Origin of the sequence: Streptomyces sp. SP17BM10 (genome assembly GCF_036322405.1) — a bacterium.
GTDB lineage: Bacteria > Actinomycetota > Actinomycetes > Streptomycetales > Streptomycetaceae > Kitasatospora.
In genome coordinates, this window is the sequence record NZ_JAQYXB010000669.1 from 43991 (window position 1) to 63128 (window position 19138).

Annotated in this window: 18 protein-coding genes; 10 read left to right on the forward strand and 8 right to left on the reverse strand. The window is 73.7% G+C overall.

Annotated features, from left to right (window positions below):
* The first annotated feature begins 161 nt into the window (after window positions 1-161).
* A complete protein-coding gene (locus tag PUR71_RS33275; RefSeq protein WP_329930939.1) occupies window positions 162-1916 on the forward strand; it encodes an NAD+ synthase in 1755 nt (584 codons plus the stop codon).
* A 7-nt stretch (window positions 1917-1923) separates the two neighbouring features.
* On the opposite strand, the gene PUR71_RS33280 is transcribed toward PUR71_RS33275, so the two are convergent.
* From PUR71_RS33280 to PUR71_RS33290, 3 genes are all read right to left on the reverse strand, one after another.
* Window positions 1924-2988, reverse strand: a complete 1065-nt coding sequence (locus PUR71_RS33280) for an endonuclease/exonuclease/phosphatase family protein (protein ID WP_329930940.1) — start codon at window positions 2986-2988, stop codon at window positions 1924-1926.
* A 212-nt stretch (window positions 2989-3200) separates the two neighbouring features.
* The gene (locus PUR71_RS33285; protein WP_329930941.1) at window positions 3201-3833 is read right to left on the reverse strand and encodes a TetR/AcrR family transcriptional regulator; all 633 of its coding nucleotides are present in this window, start codon (window positions 3831-3833) and stop codon (window positions 3201-3203) included.
* Window positions 3834-3975: 142 nt separating this feature from the next.
* Complete coding sequence (locus PUR71_RS33290) at window positions 3976-5586, reverse strand: MFS transporter (RefSeq protein WP_329930942.1); 1611 nt, start codon at window positions 5584-5586, stop codon at window positions 3976-3978.
* A 261-nt stretch (window positions 5587-5847) separates the two neighbouring features.
* Here PUR71_RS33290 and panB point away from each other — a divergent pair, with 261 nt between their 5' ends.
* The 3 genes from panB (at window position 5848) to PUR71_RS33305 (ending at window position 8734) form a co-directional block, all read left to right on the forward strand.
* A complete protein-coding gene (panB, locus tag PUR71_RS33295; RefSeq protein ID WP_329930943.1) occupies window positions 5848-6717 on the forward strand; it encodes a 3-methyl-2-oxobutanoate hydroxymethyltransferase in 870 nt (289 codons plus the stop codon).
* A 161-nt stretch (window positions 6718-6878) separates the two neighbouring features.
* Window positions 6879-7907: an ATP-binding cassette domain-containing protein gene (locus PUR71_RS33300; RefSeq protein WP_329930944.1), complete on the forward strand. Its 1029-nt coding sequence runs from the start codon at window positions 6879-6881 to the stop codon at window positions 7905-7907.
* On the forward strand, window positions 7904-8734 hold the full coding sequence (locus PUR71_RS33305) for an ABC transporter permease (RefSeq protein ID WP_329930945.1): 831 nt from the start codon (window positions 7904-7906) through the stop codon (window positions 8732-8734). The genes PUR71_RS33300 and PUR71_RS33305 overlap by 4 nt, the downstream gene beginning before the upstream one ends.
* Window positions 8735-8817: 83 nt before the next feature.
* Here the strand turns inward: PUR71_RS33305 and PUR71_RS33310 are convergent, their stop codons facing one another.
* Complete coding sequence (locus tag PUR71_RS33310; RefSeq protein WP_329930946.1) at window positions 8818-12135, reverse strand: BTAD domain-containing putative transcriptional regulator; 3318 nt, start codon at window positions 12133-12135, stop codon at window positions 8818-8820.
* A 181-nt stretch (window positions 12136-12316) separates the two neighbouring features.
* On the opposite strand from PUR71_RS33310, the gene PUR71_RS33315 reads away from it, so the two are divergent.
* On the forward strand, window positions 12317-13132 hold the full coding sequence (locus tag PUR71_RS33315) for a site-2 protease family protein (protein WP_329930947.1): 816 nt from the start codon (window positions 12317-12319) through the stop codon (window positions 13130-13132).
* On the opposite strand, the gene PUR71_RS33320 is transcribed toward PUR71_RS33315, so the two are convergent.
* Window positions 13129-13314: a hypothetical protein gene (locus PUR71_RS33320; RefSeq protein WP_329930948.1), complete on the reverse strand. Its 186-nt coding sequence runs from the start codon at window positions 13312-13314 to the stop codon at window positions 13129-13131. The two genes, PUR71_RS33315 and PUR71_RS33320, sit on opposite strands and share 4 nt — an antisense overlap.
* A 111-nt stretch (window positions 13315-13425) precedes the next feature.
* Window positions 13426-14118, reverse strand: a complete 693-nt coding sequence (gene npdG / locus PUR71_RS33325; protein ID WP_329930949.1) for an NADPH-dependent F420 reductase — start codon at window positions 14116-14118, stop codon at window positions 13426-13428.
* A gap of 46 nt (window positions 14119-14164) precedes the next feature.
* Here npdG and PUR71_RS33330 point away from each other — a divergent pair, with 46 nt between their 5' ends.
* Together PUR71_RS33330 and PUR71_RS33335 are read left to right on the forward strand one after the other, a co-directional pair.
* A complete protein-coding gene (locus PUR71_RS33330) occupies window positions 14165-14830 on the forward strand; it encodes a hypothetical protein (RefSeq protein WP_329930950.1) in 666 nt (221 codons plus the stop codon).
* A 66-nt stretch (window positions 14831-14896) separates the two neighbouring features.
* Window positions 14897-16246, forward strand: a complete 1350-nt coding sequence (locus PUR71_RS33335) for an MFS transporter (protein WP_329930951.1) — start codon at window positions 14897-14899, stop codon at window positions 16244-16246.
* A 19-nt stretch (window positions 16247-16265) separates the two neighbouring features.
* On the opposite strand, the gene PUR71_RS33340 is transcribed toward PUR71_RS33335, so the two are convergent.
* Window positions 16266-16487, reverse strand: a complete 222-nt coding sequence (locus PUR71_RS33340) for a hypothetical protein (RefSeq protein ID WP_329930952.1) — start codon at window positions 16485-16487, stop codon at window positions 16266-16268.
* Between the two features lie 106 nt (window positions 16488-16593).
* On the opposite strand from PUR71_RS33340, the gene map reads away from it, so the two are divergent.
* The gene (gene map, locus PUR71_RS33345) at window positions 16594-17439 is read left to right on the forward strand and encodes a type I methionyl aminopeptidase (protein WP_329930953.1); all 846 of its coding nucleotides are present in this window, start codon (window positions 16594-16596) and stop codon (window positions 17437-17439) included.
* 87 nt (window positions 17440-17526) lie between these two features.
* Here map and PUR71_RS33350 read toward each other — a convergent pair whose 3' ends face one another.
* The gene (locus tag PUR71_RS33350) at window positions 17527-18228 is read right to left on the reverse strand and encodes a bifunctional DNA primase/polymerase (protein ID WP_329930954.1); all 702 of its coding nucleotides are present in this window, start codon (window positions 18226-18228) and stop codon (window positions 17527-17529) included.
* 423 nt (window positions 18229-18651) lie between these two features.
* Between PUR71_RS33350 and PUR71_RS33355 the strand changes: the two genes are divergently transcribed.
* Window positions 18652-18879 (forward strand): hypothetical protein, encoded by a 228-nt coding sequence (locus PUR71_RS33355; RefSeq protein WP_329930955.1) that lies wholly within the window; start codon window positions 18652-18654, stop codon window positions 18877-18879.
* A gap of 47 nt (window positions 18880-18926) precedes the next feature.
* Window positions 18927-19124, forward strand: a complete 198-nt coding sequence (locus tag PUR71_RS33360) for a hypothetical protein (RefSeq protein WP_329930956.1) — start codon at window positions 18927-18929, stop codon at window positions 19122-19124.
* The last annotated feature ends 14 nt before the right edge of the window (window positions 19125-19138 follow it).

A 19138-nucleotide genomic window follows, 5' to 3' on the forward strand; every position in this document is an offset into this window, starting at 1 on the left:
CCTCTGCTCTTTACGCTCGTGTTACGCGCGGAAGACCCGCGGAAGCCCCCCGAAGGACCCAGGGGAAGCGACTGTCCCCATCATGGCCGATCATCGGCCGCGAGGGCAGTGCCGACCCCCTGCCAGGACATTGCGTCAGTTCGACGATTACACTGCGGAACATGCCCAATCTCCGTCTCGCCCTGAGCCAGATCGACCCGTGGGTCGGTGACCTCGCCCGCAACAGCGATGAGGTGGTGCGCTGGACCAAGCAGGCCGTGGAGGCCGGCGCCCAGCTGGTCGCGTTCCCCGAGATGGTCCTGACCGGCTACCCGGTCGAGGACCTCGCGCTGCGCCGTTCCTTCGTCGAGGCGTCCCGGGCCGCGCTGGTCGAGCTCGCCGGGCGGCTGGCCGCCGACGGGCTGGGCGAGGTACCGGTGGTGGTCGGCTACCTCGGGCGCTCCGAGCACGCCGCCCCGCGCCTCGGCCGCCCGGCCGGCTCGCCGCAGAACTGCGCGGCCGTGCTGCACCGGGGCGAGGTCGTGACCCGCTTCGCCAAGCACCACCTGCCCAACTACGGCGTGTTCGACGAGTTCCGCTGGTTCGTCCCGGGCGACCAGCTGCCGGTGCTGCGGGTGGACGGCGTCGACGTCGCCCTGGCGATCTGCGAGGACATCTGGCAGGACGGCGGCCGGGTCACCGCCGCGCGCGAGGCCGGGGCCGGGCTGCTGCTGGTGATCAACGGCTCGCCGTACGAGCGGAACAAGGACGACCAGCGGCTCGACCTCGTGCGCCGCCGCGCCGCCGAGGCCGGCTGCACCCTCGCCTACGTCAACATGGTCGGCGGCCAGGACGAGCTGGTCTTCGACGGCGACTCGATCGTCGTCGGCGCGGACGGCGAAGTGCTGGGCCGCTCCCCGCAGTTCGAGGAGCACCTGATGGTGCTGGACCTCGACCTGCCGGCCGCGAGCAGCGACCACACCGACGGCCTGCTGCTGAGCGACGGCCTGCACCTGGTCCGCACCGAGCTGGGCGGCGAGCCGCGGCCCGCCCCCGCCGGGAAGCTGGCCGCCGAGGTCGCGCCGCGGATCTCCGACGAGGCCGAGATCTGGGCCGCGCTGGTCTCCGGCACCCGGGCCTACGCCACCAAGAACGGCTTCAGGTCCGTGCTCATCGGCCTCTCCGGCGGCATCGACTCGGCGCTCGTCGCCTCGATCGCCGTCGACGCGATCGGCGCGGAGAACGTGTACTGCGTCTCGATGCCGAGCCGCTACTCCTCCGAGCACTCCAAGGACGACGCCGCCGACCTGGCCCGCCGCACCGGCCTGCACTTGCGCACGGTCTCCATCGCCCCGATGTTCGACGCCTACCTGGCCGCCACCGAACTGACCGGCCTGGCCGAGGAGAACCTGCAGTCCCGCCTGCGCGGCACCCTGCTGATGGCGATCTCCAACCAGGAGGGGCACATCGTGCTCGCGCCCGGCAACAAGAGCGAGCTCGCGGTCGGCTACTCGACCCTGTACGGCGACTCGGTGGGCGCGTTCGGCCCGATCAAGGACGTCTACAAGTCGCTGATCTTCCGCCTCGCCCGCTGGCGCAACGAGGAGGCCGAGCGGCGCGGCGAGGTGCCGCCGATCCCGGAGAACACGATCAGCAAGCCCCCGTCCGCCGAGCTGCGCCCGGACCAGGTGGACACCGACTCGCTTCCCGACTACGACCTGCTGGACAGCGTGCTGGACCGCTACATCGAGGGCGACGAGGGCCGGGACGCGATCGTCGCGGCCGGCTTCGACCCGGCGGTCGTGGACCGGGTGGTCCGGCTGGTGGACACCGCCGAGTACAAGCGGCGCCAGTACCCGCCGGGCCCGAAGATCTCGGTCAAGAACTTCGGCCGGGACCGCCGCCTGCCGATCACCAACCGCTGGCGGCGCGGCTGACCGGGCGCTACTCGTACCTGTAGGCGGCGGCCACCGCGAGGTGGTCGCTGCCGTCCCGGGGCAGGGTGCGGGAGTCGACCGGGCGCAGGCCGCCCCTGCTCATGATCTGGTCGATCCGCGCCATCGGGAAGGACGACGGCCAGCTGAAGCCGAAGCCGTCCCCGGCGGCGCCCTGGGCCGAGCGCATCTGCGAGGTGACGGGCGCCAGACTGCGGTCGTTCATCGTGCCGTTGAGGTCGCCGAGCAGCAGCACCTTCTTGAGCCGCTCGGCCTGGATCGCGTCCCCGAGGGCCTGCGCGCTGACGTCCCGCTGGGCGACGGTGAACCCGCCCTCCGCCTTCAGGCGGACGGACGGCAGGTGCGCCACGTACACGGCGACCGGGCCCTGCGGGGTGGTGACCTCGGCCCGGAACGCCCGGGTCCAGCCCATCTTGAGGTCCACCGGCTGGACGTCGGCGATCGGATACTTCGACCACAGGCCGACGGTGCCCTCGACCGCGTGGTACGGGTACGCCGGCGCGAGGCCGCTCTCGTAGCCGCGCAGCGCCCTGCCGGCCAGCTCCTGGAGGGCGACGACCTGCGCGCCCGAGTCCACCAGGTTGCGGACGGTGCCCGGCACGTCGGTGTTGGCGGCGGCCACGTTGTGGGTGACCACCGTCCAGTCGCCCTTGCCGCCGCTCTTGTCGGTGACCAGGCCGCCGAACAGGTTGACCCACAGCACCGCGGGCACCAGCAGGGCGATCAGCGCGGTGGCCGAGCGCCGCAGCAGCGCGGGCACGAGGAGCACCGGCACGGCCAGGCCGAGCCACGGCAGGAACGTCTCCAGGAGGCTGCCGAGGTTGCCCGGGCTGTTCGGCGCGTCGGCGTGGAAGCCCAGCAGGAGGCCGGTGCACAGGGCGAGCGCGGCGACGACGAGCCCGCGCCGCCACGCGGTGGCGCCGCGGCCGTCCCGGCCCCAGTGCCGCAGGCCCAGGAAGCGGCCGCCCAGGTCCCCTCGGACGGGCGGAGCACCCGCGGGGGCCGGGGCGCCCTCCTCGCCCCTCACCCGGTCGGTCCTGTCCGCCTGCGTCATCCGTGGCTCCCGTTCGCTCGTGCCCTCGCCGGTCCGCCGCCCCGCCGTGGGGGTACGGGCGGTGTGCCGGACTTGTGCCGGTTCGATCGGATCCCGGCTCAGCCTATGCCGGGACAGACGCGGCGCCGCCGGAGCGGGTTCCGGCGTGGCCCGCATTGGTGAGCGAGGCCACGCCGGGGCGCGGGCGGGAACGGACGGGGCCGAACCGGCGGTCAGAGTCCGGGCGCGAGGCCGTCGAGCAGGGCGTCGATCATCTTGGCGGCCAGCTCCGGGTCCTCCAGGTCGGAGTCGTCCCACAGGATGCTGCGGTAGAGGATCGGGCCCATCAGGAGGTCGCCGAGCAGGTCGATGTCGAGGTCGGCGCGGAGCACGCCCTCGTCGACGGCCCGGCGCACGAGCGCGAGCGCGGCCTCGCGCCGGGGCCGCACCACCCGCTCGTAGTAGGCCTTGTGCAGCTCGGGCAGGCTGTGCATCTGGCCGAAGGCGGCCTTGAGGATCCAGCGGCTGCGCTTGGCGAGGCCGCGCCGCCGCATGTAGTCGATCATCGCGACCAGGTCCTCCCGGGCGCCGGTGCCGCTCGACTCCGGCATCGCGATCTCCAGCCGGCCGACCACGTCGACCAGCAGGGCCTCCTTGTTGGGCCAGCGCCGGTAGATGGTGGCCTTGCCGACGCCGGCGGCGGTGGCGATGCCCTCGATGGTCAGGTCGGACAGGTTCGCACCGCCCGCCATCAGGTCCTCGACCGCGGTGAAGATGGCCAGCTCGGCGGCCTCGCTGCGCGGACGGCCGCGACGCACGGCCGCGCAGGGCGGCGCGGCCTCGGCGGCCGGGGTGTCCGTCTTCATCCCGCTGGTCTCCCTGGATGTGCGCGGGCGCGGGGGCGCCGTTCCGTGGTCTGCGATGGTGGTCCGTGGCGCCGGACCGCGGCCCCGCCGCGCCGGGGGCTTCCGGGGCGGCAGGGCCATTGTCGCTCAGGCCCGCCGCCGGTCAGGCGTCGGCCACCGCACTCTCGAGCCGGTCGGTGTCCTCGGCCGCCCCGGCCGCGGGTCCGCCGGTGGGGGCGGCGGCCTTGCGCGGGAGCAGGAACCAGGCGATCAGCGCGCCGGCCACGGTGATGCCCGCGGAGAGCGAGGCGACCACGTGCATGGCGCTGATGAACGCGTCGTCGGCCGGACCGATCAGCGCCGCGCCGTGCGGCCCCATCCGGCCGGCGATGGCCAGGGTGGCCTCCAGGGACTCGCCCGCCTTGTCGCGCAGCTCCGCCGGGATCTGGGCGAGGGTGTCGCCCATGTGGTCGCGGTAGACGGTGGAGAGCACCGCGCCGAGCACGGCGACGCCGAGCGAGCCGCCGACCTGGCGGAAGGTGTTGTTGACGGCCGACCCGGCGCCCGCCTTCTCGCGGGGAAGCGAGCCCATGATCGCCACGGTGACCGGCGGCATGACGTGGGCCATGCCGGCGCCCATCAGCAGGCCGAGCACGATCAGCACCCAGATCGGCGTGGTGGCGGTCAGCACGGTGTAGCCGACGAAGCCGACCGCGATCAGCAGCATGCCGACGGCGGCGGTGGCCGCGACGCCGAAGCGGTCGACCACGAGCCGGGCCCGGGGCGCGAACAGCAGCTGGGCGGCGGCCAGCGGGAGCATCAGCAGACCGGCCTGCAGCGCGCTGTAGCCGCGCACGCTCTGGATGTAGAAGACGCCGAAGAAGGAGACGCCCATCAGCGCGAAGAACACGACGCCGACGACCACCACGGAGGCGCTGAACACCTTGTCGCGGAACCACGTGACGTCCAGCGCGGGGTGCGCGGTGCGGCGCTCGAACCAGACGAACGCGACCAGCGCCACCAGGCCGATCAGCACCGGCCCCAAGGCCGCCGCCGCGGTGAAGTCGGCGAGCTCGCCGCCCTTGATGATCCCGTAGATCAGCGCGACCAGGCCGATGATCGACAGCAGCACGCCGACCGGGTCCAGCCGGCCCGGGTTCGGGTCCTTGGACTCCGGCACCAGGATCATCATGGCGATCACCGCGACGATCACGATGGGCACGTTGATCAGGAAGACCGAGCCCCACCAGAAGTGCTCGATCAGGACGCCGCCGGTGATCGGGCCGATGGCGATCGCGAGGCCGACCGCGCCGGCCCAGACCCCGATCGCCTTCGGCTGCTCGGAGCGCTCGAAGACGTTCATGATGATGGCCAGCGTGGCCGGCATCGCGAGCGCGGCGCCGACGCCCATCAGGGCGCGGAAGCCGACGAGTTGGCCGGGCGAGCCGGCCAGCGCGGAGAGCAGCGAAGCGATCCCGAAGACCACCATGCCGGCCAGCAGCGCGCGCTTGCGGCCGAAGCGGTCGCCGAGCAGGCCCGAGGTGAAGAGCAGGCCGGCGAACACCAGCGTGTAGGAGTTGATCGACCATTCCAGGTCGCTCTGGGTGGCACCGAGGCCGACCGGCGCCGGGGTCGCGATGGTCTTCATCGCCACGTTGAGGATCGAGTTGTCGAGCACGACGACGAGCAGGGCGAGCACCAGGGTGCCCAGGATCGCCCAGCGGCGGCGGTGGATGGCTTCCGGCACACGGGGTGGCGCGGCTGCGGTGGTCATTGGTCTTCCCGTCCGTGATGGTGTGGCACTGGCGGGCAATTCCGAGCCGCGGACGTCTCGTAACCCCCCGAACAGCGTAACCGCATTTTCGATACGAGACGACGCCGTATCGCAAAATGCCGGCAAAGGCCCCGGTGTGCCGCAGATCGCACCGGGCTCCGTGCACCCGTCTTTGCGCAGCCGCCCGGGCGTGCAAGCATGGAGGGGATCCGGGGACGCCGTACGGCGCCACGAGACGACAACCCTTCAGGAGCCTGTTCGATGAACGCTTCTTCGCCTTCGCCTGCCCAGAACCAGGCGGCGCCCGCCGCCCTCTACGGCGGGGTCACCAACCGACGCGTCACCGTCCGCGACCTCGCCGCCGCCAAGCAGCGCGGCGAGAAGTGGTCCATGCTCACCGCCTACGACGCCCTCACCGCGGGCGTGTTCGACGAGGCCGGCATCCCCGTCCTCCTGGTCGGCGACTCGGCGGGCAACTGCCACCTCGGCTACGAGACCACCGTCCCGGTGACCATGGATCAGATGGTGATGCTCTCCGCCGCCGTCGTCCGCGGCACCAAGCGCGCCATGGTCGTCGCCGACCTGCCGTTCGGCTCCTACCAGGAGTCCCCCGCCCAGGCCATGCACAACGCCGCCCGCCTCATGAAGGAGGCCGGCGTCGGCGCGGTCAAGCTGGAGGGCGGCGAGCGCAGCGCCCGTTCGATCGAGCTCCTGACCGAGGCCGGCGTCCCCGTGATGGCGCACATCGGCCTCACCCCGCAGTCCGTGCACGCCCTCGGCGGCTACCCCGTCCAGGGCCGCGGCGACGAGGCGGCCCACCGGCTGCTGCGCGACGCCAAGGCCGTCCAGCAGGCCGGCGCCTTCTCGGTCGTACTGGAAGCGGTGCCCGCCGAGCTGGCCAAGCAGGTCACCGAGCAGCTCGCGATCCCGACCGTCGGCATCGGCGGCGGCCCCGACACCGACGCCCAGGTCCTGGTCTGGACCGACATGGCCGGCATGACGGCCGGCCGGGTGCCCAAGTTCGTCAAGCAGTACGCCAACCTGCGGGCCGTCCTCGGCGACGCCGCCCGCGCGTACGCCGAGGACGTCCGCGCCGGCACCTTCCCCGCGGCCGAGCACAGCTTCCACTGACCGCCGCCGGTCGGCCCCGCTCCCCGCGCCGGGAGCGGGGCCGCCGCCGTTTCCGGGCCCGGACCGGCCCCGCTGTCACACCCGGCCCCCGTGACAGCGGGCTGACAGCGGGGACGGGCGGGTGACAGCCCGCTGACAGCCGGGCCGGACACCCTGGGGGCATGACACGAATCGCCACCGCCCCGAACGACCTGGGGACCGCTGCGGGCAACGCCGTCGAGGTCCACGGCATCGTCAAGCACTTCGGTGACACCAAGGCCCTCGACGGCGTCGACCTCACCGTCCGCGAGGGCACCGTCCTCGCCCTGCTCGGCCCCAACGGCGCCGGCAAGACCACCCTGGTCCGGATCCTCTCCACCCTGATCAAGCCGGACGCCGGGACCGCGTTCGTCGGTGGCTACGACGTCCTGCGCCAGCCCAAGCAGCTGCGCCGCACCATCGGCCTGACCGGCCAGTACGCGTCCGTCGACGAGCTCCTGTCCGGGTACGAGAACCTCTACCTGATCGGCCGGCTGCTCGACCTCTCCAGCCGCGAGGCCAAGGCCCGCGCCACCGAGCTGCTGGAGCGCTTCTCCCTCACCGATGCCGCCAAGCGGATCGCCAAGACCTACTCCGGCGGCATGCGCCGGCGCCTCGACCTGGCCGCCAGCATGATCGGCCGTCCCCGGGTGCTCTACCTGGACGAGCCCACCACCGGCCTGGACCCGCGCACCCGCAACGAGGTCTGGGACGAGGTGCAGCGGATGGTCGCCGAGGGCAGCACCGTGCTGCTGACCACCCAGTACATGGAGGAGGCGGAGCAGCTCGCGAACGAACTGACCGTCATCGACCGGGGCAAGGTGATCGCCAACGGCGGCGTCGCCGAGCTCAAGGCCAAGGTCGGCGGCCAGATCCTCCAGGTCCGCCCGGCCAGCCCGGCCGAACTGCCGGAGATGGCCCGCTGCCTGCACGACAACGGCATCTCCGCAGCCACCTTCTCCCCCGACGACGGCCTGCTCGCCGTGCCGCTCGTCGACGACCGGCAGCTCACCACCGTGATCGGGGCGCTCGGCGCGCGCGGCTTCGCGATCGCCGGCATCGACACCAAGGTGCCCAGCCTGGACGAGGTCTTCCTCGCCATCACCGGCAAGCCCACCGCCGACGCGGCCACCGCGCCCGCCGCCGACCTCGTCAAGGAGCCCGTCGCATGACCACCGCCACGCTCGCCCCCGCCCGGGCCGCGGACTCCGGCGCCGACGACACCCGGATCGGCCCGGCCGCCACCCTGCGCCACGTCGGCGCGCTGACCCGCCGCAACCTGATGCGGATCAAGGCCGACCCGGAGTCGATGTTCGACGCCGTGCTGATGCCGATCGTCTTCACCCTGCTGTTCGTCTACGTCTTCGGCGGCGCGATCTTCGTCGGGGACCCGGACAAGTACAAGCAGTTCATGATCCCCGGCCTGCTCGGGCAGACCGGCATGACGCTGGCGCTGGCCGTCGGCACCGGGCTGAACAGCGACTTCCAGACCGGGGTGATGGACCGCTTCCGCACCCTGCCGATCGGCCGGGCCTCCGTCCTGCTGTCCAAGATCGTGGCCGAGACGCTGCGGGCCCTGCTCTCCTCGGCGATCCTGCTGACCTTCGCCTTCATCCTCGGCTTCGAGCTGAAGACCGGCGTGCCGGAGCTGCTGGCCGCGGTCGGCCTGTCGCTGGTGTTCGGCATGTCGATCGTCTGGATCTCGATGCTGCTGGGCATGTCGATGAAGAGCGCCCAGGCCGTCCAGGGCGTCTCCATGCTGGTCCTGATGCCGATGCAGTTCGGCAGCTCGATCTTCGCGCCGACCAGTACCATGCCGGGCTGGCTGCAGGCCTTCACCAAGGTCAACCCGCTGTCGGCGCTGGCCGACGCCTCCCGCGCCCTGCTCAACGGCGAAGGGGCGGTGGCCCACCCGGTGATGATCGTGCTGATCTGGTCCGCCGCCTCGACCGCGATCTTCGCCCCGCTCGCGGTGGCGCGGTTCCGCAAGCGGGTGTGACCGCCGGCGGTCGGCCCGTCCGCGGGGTGCGGGCCGCCCGTGAACCCGCCTCCGGTGGAGGCGGGTTCACAGTCCGTCCGCCCCTAGCCGATCAGCTCGTCCACGGTGTCCCGCGTCTGCTGCGGGGTCATGCCGCGGCCCTCGGCGCAGGCCGCCTCGAACGCCTCGTCGCCCAGCAGGGCCCGCAGGGCGGCCCCCGAGCGCTCGCGCTCGACGCGGTCCAGGTAACCGCCCTTCGGGCCGTTCATCCCGTTGTGGGCCGCGAGCAGCACGGCGGCCCGGCGGGCCTTCACGAGGTCGGCGTCCCGTGCGGCGAAGGACCGCAGCACGCCGACCACGGCCGGTACCACCATGACCATCATCTGCTCGGCGAAGCCGCTGCCGCCCTCCATCGCGGTGAGCAGCCGCCGGCCCTCGCGCAGCAGGGCGAGCCCCTCCTCCGGGCCGCCGGCGCGGGCGGTGATCCAGCCGCGGGCGGTGACCAGCAGACCGGCCACCACGCCCGGACTGAAGCCGCCCACCCGGGCCGTGTCCAGCCGGTCCAGTTCGGTCAGTGCCCGGTCGTAGTCCCCGCGCTGGGCGTGGATGCCGCAGAGCGTCAGGTGCCCGAACAGGAAGGCACTGCTGACGGAATGGTCCGGGTTCGCGTGGTCGAGGCCGTCGAGCGTCTCCCGGATGATCCGCTCGCCGCGGTCCAGGTCGCGCTCCAACAGGGCGGCGCCGAGGTTGACCCGCAGGATCGGCACCTCCTGCGGCGCGCCCAGCACCTCGGCCAGCTCGATCGCCTGCTCGTACGCGGCGGCGGCCTCCTCCGGCTCCCCCGAGTTGGCCAGCGCCTCGCCGCGGGCGGCCAGCGCCTGGGAGATCCCCCAGAGGTCCCCGGCCTCCCGGTAGAGCGCCAGGGACCGTTCGCCGTCGAGGATGCCCTGCTCGGCCCCGCCTGGCCAGTCGTTCATGACCTTGGCCCGGATCTGCAGGACGAACGCGAGGTCGGTCAGCCCGCCGTGCTCCTCGCAGCCGCGCACGGCGTCGTCCATCAGGTCCTTCATCTCGTCCAGCCGGCCGGACAGGAAGGCGCTGAACACCCGCATCAGCGCCGGGAAGCGGTAGGACTGCGGCAGCTCCGGGCCGTACACGTCCAGCAGGTGCTGCGAGACCGCGATCGCCTCCTGGTCCCCGAGCACCTCCAGGTTCCCCTCGAACAGCCCGATCAGCCGGTACATCGCGAGCAGCCGGCGGGCCTCCTCGACGACGCCCTCGGGCATCGGCACGCCGTACGCGAGCACGTTGCGCTCCAGCGGCACGGGCGCCGGGCCGGCCGGGTCGAACGGGTCGGGGCCGAGCGCGGCGATCGCGCTGAACCAGCCGCGGGCCTCCAGGCTGTAGCCGCGCAGCGACCAGTACCAGCTCATGCCGAGCGCGAGGGCGAGCGCCTCCTCCTCGTCCCGCCGGTCGACCGCGCGGCGCAGGGCGGCCCGGATGTTGTCCTGCTCGCCCTCCAGGACCGACAGCCAGTGCAGTTGCTGCGGGCCGTGGATGTTCAGGTCGGCGGTGGCGACCAGCTCGCGGAAGTGCGCGAGGTGGCGGCCCTCGGTCCCGTCGTCCTCGACGGCCTCGGCGAGGCGCTCCTGCGCGTACTCGTGGATGGTCTCCAGCATGCGGTAGCGCGGCAGGCCGCCGTCCCCGAGGTCGGCCACCAGGAGGGACTTGTCCACGAGGGAGAGCAGCAGGTCGGCGACCTCGGCGCGGGTCACCTCGACGCCGTCGGCGCAGACCGCCTCGGCGTCCTCCAGGCGCCAGCCGCCGGCGAACACCGACAGCCGCCGCAGGACGGCCCGTTCGCGCTTGCCGAGGAGGTCCCAGCTCCAGTCGACCACCGCGCGCAGGGTCTGCTGGCGCGGCAGCAGGGTGCGGCTGCCCGCGGTGAGCAGGCCGAAGCGGCCGTCCAGGCGGTCGGCGATCTGGCGGGCCGTCATCACCCGCAGCCGGGCGGCGGCGAGCTCGATGGCGAGCGGCAGGCCGTCCAGGCGGCGGCAGATCTCGGCGCAGGCCTCCGGTTCGCTGCCCGGGTCGTAGCCGGGGCGGGCGGCGGCGGCCCGCTCGCCGAGCAGCCGCAGCGCCACCGGCGCGGGCAGCGGCTCGACCGGCACGACGGTCTCGCCGGGCACGCCGATCGGTTCGCGGCTGGTGGCGAGCACGGTCAGGCCGGGGCACTCGAGGAGCAGGGTCGCCGCGAGGTCGGCGGCGGCCTGGATCAGGTGCTCGCAGTTGTCGAGGACGAGCAGCATCCGGCGGTGGGCGCAGTGCTCGACCAGTCGGCGCAGCGGGTCCTCGGCGCGCTTGTCGATCACCTCGGCGACCATGCTGCCGGTGTGCAGCACGGTCTCGCGCAGGCCGAGCGCGGAGACCACGGCGGCGGGCACGGCCTCCGGGCTCTCCAGCGGGGCGAGTTCGGCCACCCAGACGCCCTCCGGCCAGCGGCCGGCGGCGAGTTCGGCGCGGCCCGCCTCGACCGCGAGGCTGGTCTTGCCGGAGCCGCCGGGGCCGGTCAGGGTGACCAGCCGGCTGGCCGTCAGCGCCTCGCGCAGGGCGGCGAGATCGCTCTCGCGGCCGACGAAGCTGGTGAGCCGGCCGCGGAGGTTCCCGGCCACGACGGCGCGCACGGGCGCCCTGGGCGGCGGTGCGGCCTCCTCGGGCGCCAGCAACTCGGCGTGGAGGTCCTGGAGTTGGCGGCCGGGGTCGACGCCGAGCTCGTCCGCGAGGGCGCGCCGGGTCCGCTCGTAGTGGCGCAGCGCCTCGGCCGTCCGGCCGCTGCCGTGCAGCGCGCGGAGCAGCAGGTACTGCCAGGGCTCGTCCAGCGGACGCCGCTCGCAGTGCTCGGTGAGCTCGGCGACGAGGTCGGCGGCCCGGCCGAGCCCGAGCTCGGCGGTGATGCGGTGCCGGCGGGCCTCGTCGCGCTGGGCCTCCAGCCGGGCGGCGGGGCTGCGGTCGGGCAGGTCGGCCAGGGCGGGGCCGCGCCACAGCGCGAGGGCGGCCCGCAGCCGCTCGGCGGCGAGCGCGTGGTCGCCGGCGTCCAGCGCGCGGCGGCCCTCGGCGGAGAGCCGGCGGAACTCGGCGAGGTCGGTGGCGGGCCCGGTCAGCCAGTACCCGGCGGGGCCGGAGCCGATCTCGTCGCGCCCGACGGTGCGGCGCAGCCGGCCGACCAGCGTCTGCAGGGCGGCGGAGGCGTCCTGGGGCGGTTCGGCGTCCCACACCTCGTCCACCAGGAGGTCGGCAGGCACCGCCCGGCCCTCGCGCAGGACCAGCGCGGTGAGCAGCGCGCGCAGCCGGGCGCCGCCGAGCGGGACCGGCGTGCCGTCGTCGTGGTGGGCCGTGGTGGTTCCGAGGATGCCGTAATGCACCGGACCATTCTGGTCGATGTCCGGTCGCGGGGGCGCACAATTGTCCGGGCACCCACGGAGCCCTCCGGAAACCGGACGCGGGCGCCGGACGTTCACCCTGGGCGGCTTGTCCGGCCACCGGCGCGCCCGGCATGATCGGTGCGCCGTCCATCAGACCCCCACACCTCCGGAGCACCACACCATGACCTTCGCCGCAACGCAGCGCTCGCGCAGCGACGACCGCCGGATCAGCCCGGTGTTCTGGGTGCTCCTCGCCATACTGGCCACCTCCGGCTGGGCGGTGTACGCCGGCTACGGCAACGCGTCGTTCGGGGTGTTCCTGTTCGTCGTCGCGGGCTGGATGGTCTCGCTCTGCCTGCACGAGTACGCGCACGCGCGCACCGCGTTGCACGGCGGCGACATCAGCGTCGGCGCGAAGGGCTACCTGACGCTCAACCCGCTCAAGTACACCAACGTGCTGCTCAGCTTCGTGCTGCCGATCGTGTTCGTGATCCTGGGCGGCATCGGCCTGCCCGGCGGCTCGGTCTGGATCGAGCGCCACCGGATCCAGGGCCGGCTCAAGCACAGCCTGATCTCGGCGGCCGGGCCGCTGGTCAACCTGGTGTGCGCGGCGCTGCTGCTGGTCCCGATCGGCGCCGGCTGGCTGGACGACCCGGCGGTGCACGCGGTCTGGAACGGCTACGAGCTGAACGTCTCGCCGTTCGCCGGCGCGCTCGGCTTCCTCGGCCTGCTCCAGCTCAGCGCGGCCCTGCTGAACCTGCTGCCGGTGCCCGGCCTGGACGGCTACGGGATCATCGAGCCCTGGCTGTCGTACAACGCGCGGCGCGCCGTCGAGCCGTTCGCCCCGTACGGGATGCTGGCCGTGTTCGCGCTGCTGTGGCAGCCGCAGGTCAACGCGTACTTCTTCGACGCCGTCCACGGCATGATGAGCCTGTTCGGCGTGGACGCCGACTACGCGACGCTCGGCCGGTACCTGTTCAGCTTCTGGAAGAACTAGGCCTGGTCCGCGGCCTGGGACGTCAGCTTCGCCCGGCGGCGGTTCATCCACAGCACGTTGCTCGCGACACCCGCCAGCGGGATCCAGATCAGGCCCAGCCAGAAGCCCTGGATCAGCGAGACCACGGCGGCGGCCAGCGCGAGGACGACGACGATCAGGGCGAAGACGGACGTGCGGGGCATGGCGGGCGACTCCTCGAAGGCAACGGTCGGCCGGGTTGCGGCCGGCCCCCATTGTCGCCGACCTCACCTCCGGACCGGGTCCAGGGGTGAGGCCGACACGGCGGGGCAGGCTCAGACGTCGGTGATCCGCAGGCCGGCGTGCGCCTTGTAGCGGCGGTTGACCGAGATCAGGTTGGCCACCAGTGACTCGACCTGGTGGGCGTTGCGCAGCCGGCCCGCGAAGATGCCCCGCATGCCCGGGATCCGCTCGGCGAGCGCCTGCACGACGTCGGTGGCGGCCCGCTCGTCGCCGAGGACCATGACGTCGGTGTCGATCCGCTCCACCGACTCGTCCTGGAGCAGCACCGCCGACAGGTGGTGGAACGCGGCGGTGACCCGCGAGTCCGGCAGGAGCGCGGCGGCCTGCTGCGCGGCGCTGCCCTCCTCCGGCACGAGCGCGTAGGCGCCCTGCTTGTCGAAGCCGAGCGGGTTCACGCAGTCGACGACGATCTTGCCCGCCAGGTCCTCGCGCAGGGCGGTGAGGGTCGCGGCGTGCCCGTCCCACGGGACGGCGATGATCACGATGTCGCTCTCCCGGGCGACGGTGGCGTTGTCGGCGCCGCGCACGCCGAGGCCCAGCTCGGCCGCCGAGGCCTCGGCCCGGGCGGCGTCGCGCGAGCCGATGATCACCTGCTGGCCGGCCTTGGCCAGCCGCAGGGCCAGCCCGCGCCCCTGGTCGCCGGTGCCGCCGAGGACGCCGACCACCAGCTGCGAGACGTCCGGCAGCTCACGGGCCGGGTTTGTCGCTGAATCGAGGGAAGTCATGGGCCGATCCTGCCAAATCCCCGGCCGGGCCGACATTCTGGGCCGCATGGACGCGGTGAGAGTTTCGGCACTCCGGGAGCGGCTGGCGGGCACCGGCTGGCTGGAGGCGGCCGGCGGCTTCGCCGGGGCGCTGCGCCGCTCGGTGTCCCGGCGCGGCGCGGGCGAGCTGCTGCTGGTCGGCACCGAGGCGTACGAGCCCTGGCACCTGGCCGCCCACCTGGAGGACGAGGCCGCCTGGTCGGACGTCCCCCGGCTGGCGCCCACCCTGCTGCGGTACGGCCCGACGGCCGGCGCCCCGGCGCACCTGGCGCACGGCCTCGGGCGGCTCACCGGGGCCAGGCGCGGCGCCACCGTCCTGGTGGTCGCCCCGCGGGCCGTCGACGCACGGCTGCTGGAGCGCGTCCAGGACGCCCGCCGGGGCGGCGCGACGGTGCTCGCGCTGGACGGCGGCACCGCGGACGGCCGGCCCGCGGACGGCCCCGACGGACCGGCCGACCTCGACGGACCCGCCGACCTCGACGCGCTCGCCGACCTCCGCGGGCTCGCGCACGAGCGACTGGCCGTCGGCACCGCCGCGGAGGAGCCCTTCGACCTCGCCCAGCACCTGGTGAGCGCCGCCGCCGGGCAGCCCCCGGCCCGCCGCCCTGCCCTCGGCCGGCTCGCCGACCTGGCCGCCCGGCTCACCGCTCCCCCGCCGATCAGCCGCTGGTAGCCCCGGCCCCGGCGGCCGGGAAAACCCGTTGCGGCGCCCGGAGCGGCCGTCCGAGGATGGTCGTTCGTGAACGACGACGAACCGCCCCATACCGGCCGGCTGCGCACCCTGCTGCGCTCGCTGCGGCCCGACCTCTCGCCCTGGCGCTCCTCCCGCGACTTCCGGCTGCTCTGGACGTCCGGTTGCGTGACGAGCTTCGGCAGCTTCCTCACCTACGTCGCCGTGCCGATGCAGATCAAGGACCTCACCGGCTCGTCCTTCGCGGTCGGCCTGGTCGGCGCCTTCGAGCTCGTGCCGCTGATCGTCTTCGGGCTCTGGGGCGGCGCGCTCGCCGACGCCCTGGACCGGCGCCGGCTGGTGCTGCTCTCCGAGGCCGGGCTCGGCCTGCTGGCCGGACTGCTGCTGCTCAACGCGCTGCTGCCGCACCCGCTGCTCTGGCCGGTCTACGCGGTCGCCGCGCTGGTCGCCGCGGCCGACGGCCTCCAGCGCCCGGCGCTGGACTCGCTCGTCCCGCGGATCGTCCGGCACGACCAGTTGGCCGCCGCGTACGCCCTCAAGTCGCTGTACCGCAACGCCGCTTCGGTGGTCGGCCCGACGCTGGCCGGCGTCATCGTCGCCTTCGCCGGGGTGCGGACGGCGTACGCGCTCGACGTCCTCACGTTCGCCGTGTCACTGCTGCTGCTCGCCCGGATCCGCGCCGTGCCGCCCGCGACCGACGCCGAACGCCCCACCCTCCGGGCGGTGTTGACCGGTCTGCGGTACGCGTGGAGCCGCAAGGACCTGCTGGGGACGTACGCGATCGACACCTGCGCGATGCTCTTCGCCTTCCCCGTCGCCGTCTTCCCCTTCCTGGCCTCGGAGTTGGGCGCCGACTGGGCGCTCGGCCCGATGTACGCGGCCTCCGCCGCGGGCGCCCTGCTGGTCGGCGCGACCAGCGGCTGGACCTCCCGGGTGCACCGGCACGGCCGGCTGCTGGTCGTCGCGGCCGTCGGCTGGGGCGCGGCGATGACGCTCGCCGGCCTGGCCGGCAACGTCTGGCTGGTCCTGGTCGGCCTGGCACTGGCCGGCGGCGCCGACCAGATCAGCGGCGTCGCCCGCTCGACCATGTGGAACCAGTCCATCCCGGACGAGGTCCGCGGCCGGATGGCGGGCGTGGAACTGCTCAGCTACTCGGTCGGCCCGCAGCTCGGGCAGGTCCGGGCCGGCACCATGGCCGGCCTGGTCGGCGTCCGGGCCGCCGTCTGGACGGGCGGCCTGGCCTGCGTCCTCGCCGTCGCCGCCGTCGCCGCGGCGCTCCCGGGCCTGCTCCGGTACGACGACCGCACCGACCCGCACACCGCCGCCGTCCGGGCCGAGCACGAACGGGCCGAGCGCGAACGGGCCGAGCACGAACGGGCCGGGGCCGGCGCCTCGTGACGCGCCGTCACCCGGCCCGCTACTCCGCGCCGTCCGCCGGCTTGTCGTCCGACGCGTTGCGCCACTCGCGGTTGCGCTCCTCGACGAGCTGGAGGGCGTGCGCCGCCTCGTCGCGGGTGGCGTACGGGCCGAGGCGGTCCTTGGCGGGGCACTCGGGCCCCTCCTCGACCTTGTTGTGCTTGATGCAGTAGAACCACTCGCCGGGCTTGCCGGTCGGCTTGCGGTGGAATCCCAGGGGCATGGCGGTCTCCTGTACGACGGCGGACGATCCGCTACCGATCATTCCCCGGCCGGGGCCGCTCCGCACACCTCCCGGCCGCCCGGAGCCCGGCCGATAGACTCGCCGCATGGCTCTCGTACCCGGCATCCAGTCCCCCACCCGCAAGGTCCCGGCGCACATCGCGCGCCCCGAGTACGTCGGCAAGCCCGCGCCGACCCCGTACACCGGGCCCGAGGTGCAGACCGCCGAGACCATCGAGAAGATGCGGATCGCGGGCCGGATCGCCGCGCAGGCGATGGCCGCGGCGGCCGAGCTGATCGCCCCCGGCGTCACCACCGACGCGCTGGACGCCGTCGCCCACGAGTACATGTGCGACCACGGCGCCTACCCGTCCGACCTCGGCTACCGGGGCTTCCCCAAGTCCGTCTGCACCTCGATCAACGAGGTGATCTGCCACGGCATCCCGGACTCGACCGTGCTCCAGGACGGCGACATCGTCAACATCGACGCCACCGCCTACATCCACGGCGTGCACGGCGACCTCAACGCCACCTACCTGGTCGGCGACGTGGACGAGGAGTCCCGGCTGCTGGTCGAGCGGACCAGGGAGTCGCTCGACCGGGCGATCAAGGCGGTCAAGCCGGGCCGTCAGATCAACGTGATCGGCCGGGTCATCGAGTCCTACGCCAAGCGCTTCGACTACGGCGTCGTGCGGGACTTCACCGGCCACGGCATCAACACGTCGTTCCACTCCGGCCTGATCATCCCGCACTACGACAGCGAGCGGGCCACCGAGGTGATCAAGCCCGGGATGACCTTCACCATCGAGCCGATGCTCACCCTCGGCACCTACGACTACGAGATCTGGCCGGACGGCTGGACCGTCGTCACCAAGGACCGCAAGCGCACCGCCCAGTTCGAGCACACCCTGGTGGTCACGCCGAACGGCGCGGAGGTCCTCACGCTGCCGTGAGCCCCGCCGTGCCCCGCCCGGTGGGCGCCTGGGCCGATCTTCGGCTCCCCGTCGTCCGCCCGGCGGGCGGGGGGCCGCAGGCAGTCCCTAGCCGATGAGCCACTGCTCCTCGGCCACGGCGCCCACCTCGGTGCACGCGTCCGTCAGCACGTCGAGGACTCGCAGCGGGTCCGGCAGGGACTGCTCGGGCCCGCGCAGCCACCGCACCTGGGAGCCGTCCGGCAGGGCGGCCGGCGGCAGCAGCGTGTACGAGCCGCGGCAGTGCCAGCGCAGGCCGGGGTGCTCGGACATGGTGTCCGGCGTGGAGTCGAGCGCGCTCGGCCACCACTCGTCCTCGTCCTGCGGGGTGCCGCGGGTGGCGGTGAAGAACAGGTAGCGGTCCTCGCCGACGGCGGCCACCGGGCCCTCGACGCCGAGCTCCGTCAGCCGCTCCAGGGCGAGCCGCCCGGCCTCGGCCGGGACGTCCAGGACGTCGTGCGCGCGGCCGGTGGCGGTCACGAAGTTGGCGTGCGGATCACGGGAGAGCCAGCGGGCCAGCTGCTCCGGGTCCGTGGTGGCCTGGGTCTGCCAGGCGAAGGACACCGGGTGCTGTGCGGGCGCCGGACACGCGACCCGGTCGCACGAACATCGGTAACCGGCCGGATGGGCCGCGGGTGCGAGCGGGAAGCCGGCGCGGACGGCGCCGAGCAGCTGATCCAGTCGGGCGGCGGGAGTGTCCGCGTCGCCCGGACGGGCCCGCTCACGGTCACGCTTCTGCCACCAGGTCGTCCACCTGCTGCCGGCTTCCATCGGGCCCCTTCCGCGCACTGCCGTGCCTGGTGCGACACAGCGTTCGACGTACCTCTCCGACGCAACGCACGGCGCCCCCCGCTGCTTCCCGGGTCGGTGCTCGGCCTTGCCGTCCACGCCCTGTCGGCCGGAGCCGGGGTCACCGGACGGCCGACGCCCGGGTCACGGTACGGAGTCGCGGCAGCGCTCGGGCTGCGGCTCGAAGGCCGGGAGAGCACGCCGATCCGCGCCTCGCCCGGCCCGCACGGGGCCCGCTGACCCGGGGGAACCCCGAGGGCGTAACAGGAAGGATAAGGGTGCGCGGGGCCTGCGGATGACCGGGGGCGGTGCCTCGCCGGTCACACTCCCGGCACGCGGTCACCACAAGGCCCCCTCGGGTGGTGCGCCGTAACACCACTCGCCCGGAGGTGAGACCCTGGTGGGGTGAAAGCGGAGACCGAATTCGTCGGCGGCCCCCTGGACGGCCGGATCCTCCCCATCGAGGTGGGGATGATGCTCGGCGTGCCCAAGACCTACAAGGTGCCGGTCCCCGCGCACGGCGACAGCCCCGCGCGCACACTGGTGTACGTCCGGTCCAAGCAGGTCCACGGCACCCGCTGGTTCTGGCGCTACGAGTACGACGAGGCGGCCACCGAGCGCGCGTCGAGCTGACGCCCGCGCGGGCCGCGCCCCTCCGCAGCCTCCCCGGGAGGACGGCCATGGCGAGAAGCGTGCGGCACCCCAGGAGCAGGACCCAGGCGATCGCGCACCACAACCGGCAGGTGGCCGGCGTCACGGCGGCGCTGCTGGTCGTGCTCAGCCTCTACACCGTCGTCATCGGGCCCGACGCCTGGCTCTGGTTCGCGTGGGCGGTGCTGCTGCTCGCCTGCGTGGCCCTGTTCACGGTCCGCGGCTGAGCAGCGGCACCACC

Excerpts from the sequence above, each read along its gene's own strand:
- PUR71_RS33330 (WP_329930950.1), top strand. The coding sequence starts at position 14,165 with ATGGACGCGGTGAGAGTTTCGGCACTCCGGGAGCGGCTGGCGGGCACC.
- panB (WP_329930943.1), top strand. The coding sequence starts at position 5,848 with ATGAACGCTTCTTCGCCTTCGCCTGCCCAGAACCAGGCGGCGCCCGCC.
- PUR71_RS33285 (WP_329930941.1), bottom strand. The coding sequence starts at position 3,833 with ATGAAGACGGACACCCCGGCCGCCGAGGCCGCGCCGCCCTGCGCGGCC.
- PUR71_RS33280 (WP_329930940.1), bottom strand. The coding sequence starts at position 2,988 with ATGACGCAGGCGGACAGGACCGACCGGGTGAGGGGCGAGGAGGGCGCC.
- npdG (WP_329930949.1), bottom strand. The coding sequence starts at position 14,118 with ATGACTTCCCTCGATTCAGCGACAAACCCGGCCCGTGAGCTGCCGGAC.
- PUR71_RS33275 (WP_329930939.1), top strand. The coding sequence starts at position 162 with ATGCCCAATCTCCGTCTCGCCCTGAGCCAGATCGACCCGTGGGTCGGT.
- PUR71_RS33360 (WP_329930956.1), top strand. The coding sequence starts at position 18,927 with ATGGCGAGAAGCGTGCGGCACCCCAGGAGCAGGACCCAGGCGATCGCG.
- PUR71_RS33300 (WP_329930944.1), top strand. The coding sequence starts at position 6,879 with ATGACACGAATCGCCACCGCCCCGAACGACCTGGGGACCGCTGCGGGC.
- PUR71_RS33350 (WP_329930954.1), bottom strand. The coding sequence starts at position 18,228 with ATGGAAGCCGGCAGCAGGTGGACGACCTGGTGGCAGAAGCGTGACCGT.
- PUR71_RS33315 (WP_329930947.1), top strand. The coding sequence starts at position 12,317 with ATGACCTTCGCCGCAACGCAGCGCTCGCGCAGCGACGACCGCCGGATC.
- PUR71_RS33290 (WP_329930942.1), bottom strand. The coding sequence starts at position 5,586 with ATGACCACCGCAGCCGCGCCACCCCGTGTGCCGGAAGCCATCCACCGC.
- PUR71_RS33320 (WP_329930948.1), bottom strand. The coding sequence starts at position 13,314 with ATGCCCCGCACGTCCGTCTTCGCCCTGATCGTCGTCGTCCTCGCGCTG.
- PUR71_RS33340 (WP_329930952.1), bottom strand. The coding sequence starts at position 16,487 with ATGCCCCTGGGATTCCACCGCAAGCCGACCGGCAAGCCCGGCGAGTGG.
- map (WP_329930953.1), top strand. The coding sequence starts at position 16,594 with ATGGCTCTCGTACCCGGCATCCAGTCCCCCACCCGCAAGGTCCCGGCG.
- PUR71_RS33305 (WP_329930945.1), top strand. The coding sequence starts at position 7,904 with ATGACCACCGCCACGCTCGCCCCCGCCCGGGCCGCGGACTCCGGCGCC.